The organism is Streptomyces sp. NPDC048352 (assembly GCF_040651895.1).
Taxonomy (GTDB): Bacteria; Actinomycetota; Actinomycetes; order Streptomycetales; family Streptomycetaceae; genus Streptomyces.
Window position 1 is genome coordinate 14199 of record NZ_JBEZKZ010000050.1, and the last position, 14386, is coordinate 28584.

Sequence of the window (14386 nt, forward strand, 5' to 3'; positions counted from 1 at the left end):
TCAGATCAGGGTGCGTGCGACCCGGCTGAGGGTGGCGTCGCTCTTGGCGGGGCGGCCGTCCTCGTCCGAGTCCGGGGCCGGGCCGTGGCGCTGCTCGCCGCCGCCCATCCGCTGGGAGAGCAGGTAGGCGATGATCTCCGCCTCCTGCTCCTGGACGTCGTCGTAGGTCGCGCGCAGGAGCATGTCGCGCACGATGTCGGGGTCGAGGTCGGGGAACAGGAGGCGGGCGGCCGCCTCGTCCAGCCCGCCGGCCCCGCGGTGGCAGCAGATGATGTGACCCAGCTCGTGCAAGATGATGTGCTCCTGATGCGCGCTGGTCGTGTTGGCGTCGTAGAAGATCAGGTCCTCGTCGCGGGCGGCGACCCACATGCCGCACGGGTGCGACGAGGGCATCTGCATCGGGACCAGGATGATCGGGCGGCCGCGCACCTCGCCGAGGTGGCGGCAGAGCTCGGCCACGTCGGTGGTGTCGGGGAGGCCGAGTTCGGCGATCCGCCGGGCTCCGGCCTTCCGGAGCTTCCTGAGCCGGCTGCGGCGGTCGTGGTCGGCGGCCCGCTCCTTCCAGACGCCCTTCATCCGGGCTCGCCGGCGTCGGTGACCGGGGGAAGGCCCTGCAACTGCCGGTACTGGTCCATGATGGCCGTGATGGCCGCCAGGTTCTCCTTCTTCATCCCCGCCGCCCGCATCGCCACGGCGCGGACCCCGGACTGCCGCAGCGCCTCGATGGCGGCGACCTGGCTGAGCACGGACTCGGCGACTTTGTCGTCGAAGAAGTAGGCGACCGAGACGCCGAAGAAACGGGCGAGGGCCGCCAGGAGGTCGGGCGAGGGGTTGGAGCGCTTGCCCGTCCGCAACTGCGACAGGTACACGCCCCCGACCTTGAGTTCCGGATTGGCCCGCTTCAGCTCCTCCGCCACCTCGGCGTTGGTCCAGTGTCTGCCCTTGGGGCGGACGGTCTTGAAGAGGTCGTCGAGGCGCACTGCGAGCAGGGGCCGTTCGCAGGCCCCGGTCTCGGTCTCGTTCATGGTGATCCTTCCTCCCGTCACCTCCTCGGTATAGCCCTTGGCTATACGTCAGTTTCACAGATTAGCGGTTAGTTGACAATTGGCCGGGACTCCGCCAACGTTGGGTCTCGCCGATAGCTGGCAGCTAACTCGACTCACGGGGGGCTCGTGGGTTGGCAGCCGGTGAAAAGCGGACTGGCCCGGCCCTCGGGGGATGGGCCGGGCCAGTCCGGGCGGTGACCGCCCGTCCCGCCCCGTGCGGAGACGGGGGGCAACGGGGGAGCCACCCGCCCGGTTTGACGGGGGATGCAAACCGGGCGGGAGCTTCAACTCGCGGTGCCGAGCTTACTGTAGGCGGCCGCGACTTTGGTGAGCCATGCCACCTCCGCCGTGAAGTTGTCGGTGTCGCGGTCGTCGAAATCGCCCGCGTCCTTGTTGTCGCGGGGGACGGTGCCGGCCCGCTTGGCGAGCAGGGCCTGCTTGATCTGCGCCGCCTCCGTGAACGCCTGCCGCGACTCCTCGCCGGCCTCCTTGCCCGGGACCCCGGTGCCGGGGGCGCTGCGGTCGATGTACGGACGCAGTTCCCGCCATCCGTCGCGTATCTCCACCACCCGCCGGTGCAGACGGTAGGTCAGGTCGGAGACCGAGGCGCCCGGCGGCTCCAGCGCGATGTCGGGGGAGGACTCGTACAGGTCGCGCCAGAGCGGGTAGAGGGACCGGTAGGCCCGGTAGTGGCGCGCCCACTCCAGCAGCCTGGTGGCCGAGGGGCCCCAGGAGGAGTTGGTCAGGCTCAGCGACAGGATCGCGATGCCCGTCGCGCTGAAGACGTTCGAGGCGAGCTTCCACACCCCGATGTCGACGCCGGCCGCCGCCGTCAGGATGTTGACCGTCCGCGCCGAGCAGTACAGGAAGAGGACCACCGCGGCGACGCGGAGCATCCGCAGCGCCTGCCGCAGCGAGGCGTTGTCGGTCATCCGGGCGTAGGGGCCGCACTGGCGGAAGATCGTGACGCACGGGATGGCCTGCGACACGATGAAGGCCAGCAGGTACGTCAGCACCAGCGGCCGGCCGCTGCCGGTGTCGAAGTCGGAGGCCGGCCGGCCCGGGCCGTCCGCGAGCAGGAACAGGGCCGTCAGGAGCACGTCCAGCGCGACACCGGTGACCATCCACCAGCGCGCCCTGCGGACCGCCTCCTCGCCGGCGTCCGCCCACTTCAGCAGGATGATCTGCGAGCTCACGCAGAAGGCCACCGCCGTCAGGTGCATGCAGAGGATGGCGAGGTTGCCGACCCCGAGGAAGCTGCCGCCGCCCATGGCGACGGCGCCCATCGTGAAGGTCAGGGACTGGAGCAGGAGGGTGGTGATCAGCGCCCGGTAGGCGCTGTCCTTCCAGCTGCGCCGGGCCTGGCACAGCCGGTAGACGAGCGCCGCGTACGAGGACAGCGCCGCTATGACGAAGCAGAGGGTTCTGGTGGTGTTCACGTCCTGGATTTTCTGCGCGTGCCGCGGAGGCGGACGGTTCAGTCGGTGGGGTCGGCCAGGGGGACTTCGAGGCCGATGCCCTCGGCCGCCACGGCGATGGCGTAGTCGAAGAAGGCGGCCTCGTCGCCGACGCTGTCGTGGGTGCGGCTGAAGACCTGGAAGACCAGCAGGCCGATCAGGTTGCTCCACAGCACGATGCCGCGCTCGATGATGTCCGAGAACGGAGCCTGCGGCACCCCGCCGAACGCTTCGACGGCCGCGGGCAGGAGCAGCTGCCGCGCGGGCGGCGTCCGCCGGGGCGGGGTGAGTTCACCGGCCTCCAGCGCCGACCGGATGATGCCGGCCAGCACGGCGGGCGTCCGCGAGGCGGGCGGGACGGTGTCCTGCGGGGCGTGGTACCCCGGCACGGGTGAGCCGTAGATCAGCGTGAACTCGGCCGGGTTCTCGAACGACCACCGCCGCAGCGCCCGCGTCGCCGCGAGCAGCCGCGCGTCCGCCGAGGCGCCCTCGGCCGCGGCGGCCGCGTCGGCCCGCTCCATGGCGGCGCCCGACGCGTCGTAGGCGTCGACGACCAGGGCCGTCAGCAGGTCGTCCCGGTGCGGGAAGACGGCCTCCACGTCGGTGACGGCGAGACCGCTCTCGCGCGCCACGGTTTCCGGGGACAGTCCGGCGGCGCCCAGCTTCGCCAGCAGCTGACGCGCGGCGGCCAAGACCCCGTTCTCCGGGCCCGACTGACCGGCATTCGAACTCGTTGCGGAAACGTCCATGCCGGAACCGTACCCGCCGCCCGGCGGGCGCCGTGAGCGCGGCCTCGCGGCCACCCCGTCCGGGCGCCGGGTTCCGGCCACGGCGCCCCGCCCGAGCTGCCGCACCGTCCGGTCAGCGCGCCGCCGCAGGGGCCGGGCAGTGGGGGAGTGCCGGGCGGTCCTTCGTCCGCACCTCCGGCAGCCAGGCCCGCTCCCGGGCGTCCGCACCGGGCAGGCGGACACGGAACCAGTGGGTGGAGCGCATGTCCGACTCGTCGATGACCACCTCCCCGCGCGTCAACCGGCAGTCCGCCTCGAGGACGTCGCCGTGCCACACCCGGGCCGGCGCCACGTTCCCCGCGGTGTAGGGGCGCGTCGGGTCCACCGCCAGGCCCAGACTGCACTGCGGGTCCCGGTCCGCGCGCTCCTGGCAGGCCCGTTCGGCGTTGAACACCCGGATCCGCGAAGGGCCCGCGCCGGAGCCGTCGGCCGTGCCCGGGGCCCCCGGCCGCCCCGCGTACGACCACACGGCGGCGCCCACCGCACCGCATGCCGCAACCGCGAGGACGGCGGCCCGGGCCCACCGCCGCAGCCCCGCGGGACGCCGTGCCGGGGCGGCCTCCCGCTGCCCCTGCCGCCCGGCGGCGATGCGCGCGAGCAGGCTCTCGGCGGTGTGCTCGGCGCGAGCGGCGTGGGTCGGCGCCAGGCAGTCCGCCGCCAGATCACGCCAGAACGGCGGAACCCCGCCGTCCATGCGCAGGGGCGCGCGTCCGGCCGCGTACTCCTGTACCGCCGCCCCGCGCGCCATGGGCGTGGCACCCGGGAACAGCGGGGCCCCGGAGGTGAACACCTCGTGGATCACGATGCCGAGGGCCCAGACGTCGGCGCTGGGGCGGACCTGCACCCCGAGCTCGCCCAACGGCGCCTTCCAGCGCTCGGGCGGCAGGTAGTCCAGGGTGCCCATCGGCGGCGCGTATCCGTGCGTACCGGTCAGTTCCGTGGCGAGCCCGAAGTCCGAGAGCTTCACCGAGCCGTCGTCGCCGATCAGTACGTTCTCGGGCTTGAGGTCGGCGTGCACCCAGCCGCTGCGGTGCAGATGGGCGAGCCCCTCGCAGATCCCGGTGACCAGCCGGCCGCCCTCGGCCTCGTCCACTCCCGCGTCGAGGAGGTCCCGCAGGCTGCGCGCCGCCCGCTCCATGACGAGCACGATCGCACCGTCCAGCAGCGGGTGGTCGGGGGCGCGGAGCACGACGGTGTCCAGCAGCCGGATGAGCCGGGGATGGCCCGCCCGGCGCCCGAGTTCGACCTCCCGGCGGGCGGATTCGGCCACGCTCCGGGCCTGGCGCGGCGCGAGCCCCGCCGTCGGCAGCACCTTCAGGGCCACCTCGCCCGGCCCCGCCCCCGCCCGGGCCGGCCGCCCCGCGTAGACGGTCGCCCAGCCGCCGGCCCCGATCGGCTCGGCCACGACCCAGTCACCCACCCGGCGGCCCGGGGGCAGCAGTTCGGTGTGGTCGCTGCCCCAGGAGGCGTCCAGGCTGCGCACCCGCGTCACCTCTACCGCCCCCGCGTGCCCGGTTCGGCCCGCGGCGGCAGCAGCGCCAGGTGCTCCTCCCGTACGATGCCGAACTTCAGCGCGAGCCCGACGACGGCGTCCCGCTTGCCGTTGCGGCGGTCGCCGCGGCCGGCTTCGGGCACGCCGGGAGCCTCGATCCGCAGCTTCTCCTCGGCCAGGTAGTCGATGTGGGAGCTGACCGCGCGCGCCGTCAGCCTGCCGCAGGCCGGGTGTGCCCGCAGCCGCTCCACCACCTGCGGAGTGGTCGGCACCGACACCGGCGACTGGTCCCTCAGCCAGGGCTCGCACAGCGCGACGAGGACCAGGAAGTAGGTGGCCGTCTCGTCCAGCGAGTACGCCGTGACCGTACGGCTCGCCCCCGGACCGGCCGCGCCCCGCGGGTCCAGGTAGACGTGGTCGGGGGCGAACACCTGGAAGGAGACGGTGGTTCCGCGGCGCGTGGGCAGCACCACCCGGGCGAACTCGAACGGGATGGGCGCCCCGGCCCGTCGGGGCGGCACCCGCAGGTATTCGCCGGCCCCCTCCGGGTTCTCCACCAGGTAGCTCTGGGCCGCGCTGTGGTTGGTCAGCTGCCAGTGGTCCTCGGTGACCCGGATCTCCCCCGCCAGACGGGAGATCGCCTCGTCGGCGAGGCGCAGCTCCACCGGCGTGCGGGAGGAGCCGCGTCCGAACCGCGCGACCTCCCCTGGGCCGAGGCGTAACGTCACGGCCGCACCGCCCGGTTCCCCGCCGGCCGCGCCGCCGCTGCCCTGCGGCAGATGGACGACTATGCCGCTCACCGTTCCCCCTGTACGACGTGTTGACGGACGTCACCGCAGGGAACGTTACCGGCTGCGTGCGGGGCTGCACCGTGTGACATCAGCCAATCAGCCGGGCGGCGCGACTCAGTAGGCGGGGCTCCCGGGACGCTGCGGTGCGACCGGGCGCTCGCCGAAGGCGGTCCACGGACGCCAGCCCCCACCGGGCCGCTCCTGTACGCGGGTGCGCATCCGGCCGTCGGCGGTCACGGCGAAGAGGTGGATCCGCCCGCCGGCGTCGGCGGCGGCCGAGGGCGTCCCGGCGAGCACGACGCCGGGTTCGCCGAACTCCTCCTCCGGGCTCCAGGCTCCGCCCGGGTCGAGGTGCCGGCGGTGGCCGAGCCGGTCCCCGCCGGGGGACAGGGCGAAGGCCTCGAGCCGGCCGTCGGCACCGGGTACGAGCGTCGGGGCCGCGGCCGCCCAGCCGAACAGCGGCTGCCAGTCACCCCAGCCGCCGCTCGGTGCGGTCTGCCGCCGGTGGAACACGGCCACGCCCGACGGGGCGGTCGCGGCGACGGTGAGCCTGCCGCTGCCGTCGCGGGCCACGCGCGGCGCCGAGCCGGCCGCCGTACCGAAGACCTGCCAGGGCGACCAGGCGCCGCCGGGCGTCTCCTGCCAGCGGTGGTGGATCGCGGAGCCGCCGGGCGCGAGGGCGAACACCTCGAGCCGGCCGTCGGCGTTGGCGGCGACGACCGGCGGGGCGCCCACCGGCCCGCCGAAGGCGCCGTCCCACGCCTCCCAGGCCGTCGCGCCGGGCGCGCTCTGCCGGCGCCGCGCGAGGGAGGCACCCGCGGGGGCCGGCGCGTGGACCTCCAGCCGGCCGTCGGCCCCCGCGGACACGGCCGGGGCGGCGCCCGCCGGGCCGCCGAACTCCTCCCAGTCGTACCAGCCGCCGTCGGTCCGCTGCACCCGGTGGTGCAGGTTGGCCCCGCCCGGGGCGAGGGAGAACACCTCCAGCCTGCCCCGGGTGGTGCGGCCGAGCGCGGGAACCGCCCCGGCCGGGCCGCCGAAGGGCTCCCACTCCGTCCAGGTGTCGGACTCCGCGTCGAGCTGGACGCGCCGCAGCATCGCGCGGTCCCCGGCGTCGAGCGCGAACACCGTCAGGCGGCCGTCCGCGTCCTGGCCGGCGACCGGGTTGTCGGGGCTCTGCCAGGGCGGCGGTGTGTCCCGCCAGTGCAGCGGCGCCAGGTACAGGCCCCGGCGGAACCAGCCCGCCGCGCTGGCGAGCCAGTCCCGGCCGTCGTACAGCACCTCGACGGCATGACCGGGCACGTGGCCCGCGTACCCGCCGAGGTCGAAGCGGAAGGGGTCGCGGGACGCGAACACGTCGGTGCCGTCGTAGCCGCCCCGCGGTCCGATGAAGAGGTAGAACCAGCCGTCCCGCTCCACGACGAACGGCGACTCGGTGACCGACACCGTCGTGTCGGTGCTCGCGTCGGCGAACGCGGTGCCCGGATCACTCCAGTGCACCAGGTCGGCGGAGCGCCGGAAGGACACGACGTGCCGGCCGTGCGGGCCGGAGAGCTCGGTGTAGTACATGACCCACTCGCCGCCGACGCGCAGCACCATCGGATCACGCGCCACGAGCCCCCGGAACAGCGGGCCGGACGGCACGCGGGTCCAGGTGAACAGGTCGGTGGAGACGGCCAGGTTGACCGCGGCCCCGGTCCTGCCGCCCGCGGCGTAGAACATCCAGTGGTTCCCGCCGGCCTCGATGACGTGCGGCGCCCACAGGTGCTCCTCGCCGAAGTAGCCGGGGTCCACGGTCAGCGCGTCGGCGTGCGTGGTCCAGGGCCCGTACAGGTCGGGCGCGGAGGCGTGGCCGAAGGAGACCTCGGCCGCGCTGTCCGGGGACTCGCCCGGCCGTGCGCGGTCGCCGACGATGCCGAACAGGTGCCACCGGCCGGCGGCCCTGATCAGGGTGTGGTCGTTGAGGTAGCGCGGCCGGCCGGAGGTGGAGGGGTCGTAGGCGTGGCCGAACGGCGTGGCCGTACCGACCCACTGGTGGGCGGGGGACCCGGCCGCTCCCGCTCTGCCGGACCCCGGCAGAGCGAGCGCGCCCGCTCCTGCTGCGGCGCCCCGCAACAGGTGGCGTCTGCTGATCGGATGCACGGATCTCCCCGGGTCAGGTGACGGGCGGGCCGGAGGTGCTGCTCAGCCAGGCCCACTCGGACCAGCTGGAGAAGCCGGTCTGCCATTTGTGGTGGACGCCGGCGCTGCTCGTGCCGAACACCTCGATGCGTCCGTCGGCGTTCGCGGCCGCGGTGATCTCGGTGCCGCCGCCGCCGAAGGTGTCCCACGGGCCGTAGGGGGCGTTGACGCCGGTCTGCCAGAGGTGTTGTGCGGTGGTCCCGTTGATGGCGAAGACCTCGACCCGGCCGTCCGGTGACCGTCCACTGGTGAGTTGGGATTCGGCTGGGCCTCCGGTGGGTTCCCAGTCGGACCAGGTGGAGGGGCCGGTCTGGTATTTGTGGAAGACGCCGACGGGTCCGGAGGCGAAGACTTCGAGGCGGCCGTCCTGGTTGTGGTCGACGGTGAGGTCGTGGCCTCCGCCGCCGAAGGTGTCCCAGGTGGACCAGGTGCCGTTGGGGGCGGTCTGGTAGAGGTGTTGGAAGGTGTCGCCGTTGAGGGCGAAGACTTGCAGGCGGCCGTCGGGTGCCTTTTCCATTTCGATGCGGCTGTTGGCGGGGCCGCCTGCGGCGGGTTCCCATTCGGACCAGTTGCTGTTGGGGGCCGTCTGGTACTTGTGGAAGACGCCGGCGGGTCCGGAGGCGAAGGCTTCGAGGCGGCCGTCGGCGTTGGCGCCGACGGCGATGTCCTTGCCGCCGCCTCCGAAGGTTTCCCAGCCGGACCAGCCGCCGGAGGGTGAGAGTTGGTAGCGGTGTTGGAAGGTGGTGCCGTTGAGGGCGAACATCTCCAGCCGGCCGTCGGCGTTGGGGCCGATCGCGAGTTCGGCGCCGCCGGGGCCGCCGAGGGGCTCCCATTCCGACCAGGCGCCGTTGACGCCCGTCTGCCAGGCGTGGTGCACGCCGTCGGCCCCGGCCGCGAAGACCTCCAGCCGGCCGTCGGCGGAGCGTGCCGAGACGACCCGGCCCGACTCCGCCGGATACGTCAGCGGGCCCGGTCCGGGTTCGTGGTGGCCGAGCCGGTCCACCGCCGCCCGGGCCTCGTCCATGTGCCGCCGGTGGACGCCAGCGTTGTAGGTGGACCAGGGCTGCCAGTTCGTGCCCCCGGAGGAGATCTCGAACGCGGCGTTGGCGTTGCACTGGGCGTCGTAGGCGCAGGCGTCGTCGACCTCAGGGTGCCAGTAGTCGTTGATCTGCCACAGGCCGCGGTCCCTGGAGGGGGGCGTGTTGTTCTGGACGTTGGTCGCCGACGGGTTGCAGCTGGACTCCGCGAGGGCGACGGCGACGGCGGTCACCAGGCCGTCACCGCGGAAGCCGGCGTTGTAGCCGGTCTGCGCGCACAGGTCGCTCGACGCGGCGGATGCGGGCGAGGCGCCGGCCAGGGCGCCCGCCGCGAGCAGGAGGGAGGCGAACGCCGACACGACGGCGCGACGGGGCGCGCTGCGAGCGCGCTGCACGGGGGTCACCTGTGGGGTCTCCTCAGTTGACGGCGGGGCCGGAGGTGCTGTTGACCCAGGCCCACTCGGACCAGGTCGCGAAGCCGGTCTGCCATGTGTGGTGGACGCCGGCGCCGCTGGTGCCGAACACCTCGATCCGTCCGTCGTCGTTGGCCGCCGCGGTGATCTCGGTACCCCCGCCGCCGAAGGTGTCCCACGGGCCGTAGGGGGCGTTGACCCCGGTCTGCCACATGTGCTGGGCGGTGGTCCCGTTGATCGCGAAGACCTCCACCCGGCCGTCCGCGGTCGGCTGGCTGGTCAGCTGCGCGTCGGCGGGGCCTCCGGTGGGTTCCCAGTCGGACCAGGTGGAGGGGCCGGTCTGGTATTTGTGGAAGACGCCGACGGGTCCGGAGGCGAAGACTTCGAGGCGGCCGTCCTGGTTGTGGTCGACGGTGAGGTCGTGGCCTCCGCCGCCGAAGGTGTCCCAGGTGGACCAGGTGCCGTTGGGGTTGGTCTGGTAGAGGTGTTGGAAGGTGTCGCCGTTGAGGGCGAAGACTTCCAGGCGGCCGTCGGGTGCCTTTTCCATTTCGATGCGGCTGTTGGCGGGGCCGCCCGGGGCGGGTTCCCATTCGGACCAGTTGCTGTTGGGGGCCGTCTGGTACTTGTGGAAGACGCCGGCGGGTCCGGAGGCGAAGACTTCGAGCCGTCCGTCGGCGTTGGCGCCGACGGCGATGTCCTTGCCGCCGCCTCCGAAGGTTTCCCAGCCGGACCAGCCGCCGGAGGGCGAGAGTTGGTAGCGGTGCTGGAAGGTGGTGCCGTTGAGGGCGAACATCTCCAGCCGGCCGTCGGCGTTGGGACCGATCGCAAGTTCCGCGCCGCCGGGGCCGCCGAGGGGCTCCCACTCCGACCAGGCGCCGTTGACGCCCGTCTGCCAGGCGTGGTGCACACCATCGGCCCCGGCCGCGAAGACCTCCAACCGGCCGTCAGCGGAGCGTGCCGATACGACCCGGCCCGACTCCGCCGGATACGTCAGCGGGGCGGGGCGCGGGCCGGTCCCGGGGGTGCACGGAAGCTCCACGCCGCGTTCGGCGAGGTAGGGCTCGGGGTCGATGCCGTACGAGGCGGACGGGTCACCCCAGATCCGCAGGTGGAGGTGGGGCCCCGTCGAGTTGCCCTCCTGGCCCATCAGGGCGATCCGCTGGCCGGCCACGACGCGGTCGCCGACGGACACGTCCCGCTGGTACATGTGGCCGTACTCGGAGATCCTCCCGTCGGGATGCTGGATGCGGATCCACTGGCCGTAGTCGCCGGAGTACCCGGAGATGGTCACCTCGCCGTCACCCACCGCGTAGATCGGCGTTCCGATCGCGTTGGCGATGTCCACGCCGTTGTGGCCGCTGTGGTAGTGCTGCGAGACGGGGCCGGCGGCCGGGCACGCCGCGGCGGGAGCGGCGGTCCGGGCGGTGGCCGCCGGGGCCGCTCCCAGCGCGGGCAGCAGGGCCGCGGCCGCCGTGAGCAGGACGCGCAGGGCGCGCCCGGAGAAGACGGGCAGCATCAGAGGTTCCCCCGTCACGCTTTGCGCAGGCGGCCGATGACGCCGTCGATGTCGCGCTGGAGCAGGTCGTGGCGGACGAAGTGGCCGCCGGGGACCTCGTACGACTCGTGCGGGATCCCGGCGCGGTCGAGGAGCGCCCGGAACTCCCGCTGACCGGCCAGTACCTGCGTCTCGTTGACCGTGTCGAACCAGTTGACCGGGTCGGGGCTGGTGCCCGCGACCAGGAAGACCCGCTTGTTGCGGTAGCTCTCGATGCGCTCCACCGGGTTGTCGGCGCTCACCCGGGCCTGGTCCCAGAAGGGGGCGCCGTAGATCGTCCCGCCGCCCAGGTCCAGGGCCGCCGCCGAGGCGTTGGCCCAGTGGCCCACGAGGCCGCCGTCGCGGCGCAGGCTGGCCGGGCCGGAGTGGGCGCTGACCGACGCGAAATGGCCGTAATACTTGGCGGCGTACTTCAGCGCGCCGAAGCCGCCCATCGAGAACCCGGCCACCGCCCGCCCGTCGTACTCGGCGTAGGTACGGAAGTTCGCCTCGACCCACGGCAGCAGCTGGGCGATGTGGAAGGTCTCCCAGTTCCGCGGGCCGACGTTGGAACTCACGGGGTTCGAGTACCAGCCCGCGTGGCCGCCGTCCGGCATCACCACGATGATCGGCTTGCCGGCCGTCCAGTCGCGGATGCGCTCGCGGTCGAAGGTGATGAAGTCCTGGTCCGTCCCGCCGCCGTGGAAGAGGTAGAGCACGGGATAGGTGCGCCCGCTCCAGTGGTAGTCGTCCGGGAGCAGGACGTTCACGGCCGGGTCCCAGCCGATGGCCTCGGTGTCGAACCGGTAGTACCACATCCGGGGGTCGCTCTCGTTGCGGTCCACGATGCGCAGGCCGAAGCCGTCACCGGCCGCCGAGGCCGGGGCCGCTGCGGCCAGGGCGCCCCCGGCTCCCAGGGCCATCGCCGCCGAAAGGCCGCCGGCGGACTTGAGGATGCTCCTGCGGGTGGGGTGCTGCGCGCTCAACGGGGCCTCCCGGTCGGAAAGGTACGGGCGTCACCGGGTCGGCTGAGGGGCCCGGCGCGGCCGTCGGAACTGGCGCTCGGGAACGTAGCAACGGAGCTGCGGCCGAGGGATCCGGAACATTCCGGGATGACACCCGGGCCGCCCTGGGCTAGGCCGCCTCTTCCGGATCTTGCTCCCCCAGCTACCGCTGTGCCGATCCCCGCCGGGGCGGGCGCGTACCGCACGCCGGGGCGGGTAGGCGCCCCGCAGCAACCGCTTCCAGCAGCGGGAGGAGTCATGACCCGACGCGTCCACGAGGTGATGACCGCGAATCCGGTGACCGTCGAGAAGCTGACCTCACTGGCAGAAGCCGCACGCGTGATGCGGGACGCCGACATCGGGGACGTCCTCGTCGTCGACGAGGGCCGGCTCCTCGGCATCCTGACCGACCGCGACCTCGTCATCCGGGGCATGGCCGAGGGCCGGGACCCCGCCGAGACGACCGTGCACGCGATCTGCAGCACCGAACCGCTCACCGTCCAGCCCGGCGACGACGTCACCCAGGCCGTCACCCTCATGCGGCGCAACGCCCTGCGGCGCCTGCCCGTGCAGACCGGCGAGGGCGAGCTGGTGGGCGTCGTCACCCTGGGTGACCTCGCGGTGGAGAGCGACCCCGGATCCGCCCTCGCGGCCATCGCGGCCGCCGAACCCGACAGCTGAGGTCCGCCGGGCCCGTGCGCGGGCCCGCCGACCGCCCAGGAGACGAGGAGGTGCCGCCGTGAACACGTCCGTCCCCCTGATCTCCCTGCCGGGCGGCCAGGTGCTGATCCCCGCCGACGAGGTCACCGCCCTGCTGCGGCACCTCGCGGGGGCCTGGCTGCACTCCGTGTACGAGGGGGAGACCGCTCTCGATCCGCGCACGACCCTCGGCCTGGCCGGGATCCTGATGTCCTACGCCGACCGGATCGACGCCGAATGCATCGCGGCCATGCCCGCCCGTGAGGACCCCGGCTGACGGTGCCGCGCCCGCGGGTCCGTGGGCCCGCACCCCTCCCGTGTTACTCCGCAGTAGGCAATGATGGCGGCGACCACTCACACGGCGGGGGACGGGACAGAAGTGACCACTTTCGACGCAACCACTTTCGACGGCCGGACCAGGGTGCACGCGTTCCGGGACGACGCCCTGGGGGAGCACGACGCCGTCGGCCTCGCCGCGGCGATCCGGCGCCGCGAGGTGTCCGCCGCCGAGGCCGCCCGGGCCGCGCAGGAGCGGGTACGGGCCGTCGAGGCACGGCTCAACGCGGTCCAGTGGCACGTCGACGCCCCGGCCCCCGACCCCGCGGCGGCGGGCGCCTTCGCCGGCGTGCCGACCTTCGTCAAGGACAACACCGACTACCGCGGGCTGCCCACGGGCCACGGCAGCGCGGCCTTCCGTCCCAGGGCGGCGCGGCGGCACGCGCCGTTCGCCCGGCAGTTCCTGAGCAGCGGGGTCACCGTCCTGGGCAAGACCAGGCTGCCCGAGTTCGGATTCAGCCCCAGCACCGAGTACGAGGGCGCCGAGCCGGTCCGCAACCCCTGGCACACCGGCCACTCCGCCGGCGGCTCGTCGGGCGGCAGCGCGGCGCTCGTCGCCGCCGGAGCGGTGCCCGTCGCCCACGCCAACGACGGCGGCGGCTCCATCCGGATCCCCGCCGCCTGCTGCGGACTCGTCGGCCTCAAGCCGACCCGCGGCCGCCTCGTCGCGAACGCCCAGAGCCGCCAACTGCCGCTCGACCTCGTCTGCGACGGCATCGTGAGCCGCTCCGTGCGGGACGCCGCGGCCTTCCTCGCCGCCGCCGAGACGTACTGGCGCAACCCGAAGCTGCCGCCCCTGGGTCTGGCCGAAGGCCCCTCGGGGCAGCGGCTGCGCATCGGGTTCCTGCTCGACTCGCCGAACGGCGTCCGCTCCGACACCGCCACCCGGGCGGCGGTCACGCAGACCGTGACGGCGCTCCAGCGGCTCGGCCACACCGTGGAGCCGGTGGAGATGGCCATCGACCCCGGTTTCACCGACGACTTCCTCACCTACTGGGGGATGCTGTCCTTCCTCCTCGGCGCCACCGGCCGCACCCTCGGCGCGGACTTCGACCGGCGCCGCATGGACTCCCTCAGCCGGGGGCTGCGCGAGACCTACCTGGAGAACTGGCAGCGCACCCCCGGCGTGCTGCGCAGGCTGAAGCGCACGAGGGAGGCGTACGCGGCCGCGTTCCGGGGGCTCGACCTCGTGCTGTCGCCGGTGCTCGCCCACACCACGCCGCCGGTCGGCCACCTAAGCCCGGCCGTTCCCTACCCGACGCTGATCGAACGGATCCTCGCCTACGTGGCGTTCACCCCGGTCGACAACGTCGTCGGCACACCGTCCCTCTCGCTGCCCTCCGCCACCGCGACGCGGGAGGGCCTGCCCGTCGGCGTCATGTTCTCGGCCCGACCCGGCGCTGAACGCACCCTGCTGGAGATCGCGTTCCAGCTGGAGGCCGAGCACCCGTTCCCGCGCATCCAGGACATGTGACACGGCCGCCGCGGCCCGGCCGGCCGCGGCCCCGGCCGACGTGCAGGGGGTCGGGACGCACGGTAGCGTCGGTGGTGTGCGTGTGATCCGCACCGCTGGGCGCCGCCCAGCCGGGCAGGCTCGGGGACGTCGGCCGA

The 14386-nt window shown here is 73.7% G+C and carries 13 protein-coding genes; 3 read left to right on the forward strand and 10 right to left on the reverse strand.

Annotated features, from left to right (window positions below):
- The 10 genes from AB0D45_RS23620 to AB0D45_RS23665 all read right to left on the reverse strand — a co-directional run bounded on the left by AB0D45_RS23620 (window position 1) and on the right by AB0D45_RS23665 (window position 11722).
- Window positions 1-576 (reverse strand): toxin, encoded by a 576-nt coding sequence (locus tag AB0D45_RS23620; RefSeq protein ID WP_362462234.1) that lies wholly within the window; start codon window positions 574-576, stop codon window positions 1-3.
- Window positions 573-1025 (reverse strand): helix-turn-helix domain-containing protein, encoded by a 453-nt coding sequence (locus tag AB0D45_RS23625; RefSeq protein WP_361609143.1) that lies wholly within the window; start codon window positions 1023-1025, stop codon window positions 573-575. Before AB0D45_RS23625 ends, AB0D45_RS23620 begins: the two co-directional genes overlap by 4 nt.
- 305 nt (window positions 1026-1330) lie before the next feature.
- A complete protein-coding gene (locus AB0D45_RS23630; RefSeq protein WP_362462237.1) occupies window positions 1331-2485 on the reverse strand; it encodes an MAB_1171c family putative transporter in 1155 nt (384 codons plus the stop codon).
- A gap of 38 nt (window positions 2486-2523) precedes the next feature.
- Window positions 2524-3252, reverse strand: a complete 729-nt coding sequence (locus AB0D45_RS23635) for a TetR-like C-terminal domain-containing protein (protein WP_362462241.1) — start codon at window positions 3250-3252, stop codon at window positions 2524-2526.
- 112 nt (window positions 3253-3364) lie between these two features.
- Window positions 3365-4774, reverse strand: coding sequence for a serine/threonine-protein kinase (locus AB0D45_RS23640; protein ID WP_362462244.1), 1410 nt, complete (start codon window positions 4772-4774; stop codon window positions 3365-3367).
- 11 nt (window positions 4775-4785) lie between these two features.
- Window positions 4786-5583, reverse strand: a complete 798-nt coding sequence (locus AB0D45_RS23645; RefSeq protein ID WP_362462247.1) for a serine/threonine protein kinase — start codon at window positions 5581-5583, stop codon at window positions 4786-4788.
- Window positions 5584-5688: 105 nt separating this feature from the next.
- Window positions 5689-7713, reverse strand: a complete 2025-nt coding sequence (locus tag AB0D45_RS23650; RefSeq protein WP_362462250.1) for a glycosyl hydrolase family 32 — start codon at window positions 7711-7713, stop codon at window positions 5689-5691.
- Window positions 7714-7726: 13 nt separating this feature from the next.
- Window positions 7727-9193, reverse strand: a complete 1467-nt coding sequence (locus tag AB0D45_RS23655; RefSeq protein WP_362462253.1) for a hypothetical protein — start codon at window positions 9191-9193, stop codon at window positions 7727-7729.
- Window positions 9194-9206: 13 nt separating this feature from the next.
- Window positions 9207-10718, reverse strand: coding sequence for a peptidoglycan DD-metalloendopeptidase family protein (locus AB0D45_RS23660; RefSeq protein WP_362462256.1), 1512 nt, complete (start codon window positions 10716-10718; stop codon window positions 9207-9209).
- Window positions 10719-10732: 14 nt separating this feature from the next.
- Complete coding sequence (locus tag AB0D45_RS23665) at window positions 10733-11722, reverse strand: esterase family protein (protein ID WP_361610000.1); 990 nt, start codon at window positions 11720-11722, stop codon at window positions 10733-10735.
- A gap of 276 nt (window positions 11723-11998) precedes the next feature.
- Here AB0D45_RS23665 and AB0D45_RS23670 point away from each other — a divergent pair, with 276 nt between their 5' ends.
- From AB0D45_RS23670 to AB0D45_RS23680, 3 genes are all read left to right on the forward strand, one after another.
- Complete coding sequence (locus tag AB0D45_RS23670; protein WP_362462259.1) at window positions 11999-12421, forward strand: CBS domain-containing protein; 423 nt, start codon at window positions 11999-12001, stop codon at window positions 12419-12421.
- A 58-nt stretch (window positions 12422-12479) separates the two neighbouring features.
- Window positions 12480-12716: a DUF6213 family protein gene (locus tag AB0D45_RS23675; RefSeq protein ID WP_362462262.1), complete on the forward strand. Its 237-nt coding sequence runs from the start codon at window positions 12480-12482 to the stop codon at window positions 12714-12716.
- Window positions 12717-12818: 102 nt separating this feature from the next.
- A complete protein-coding gene (locus tag AB0D45_RS23680; protein ID WP_362462265.1) occupies window positions 12819-14249 on the forward strand; it encodes an amidase in 1431 nt (476 codons plus the stop codon).
- The last annotated feature ends 137 nt before the right edge of the window (window positions 14250-14386 follow it).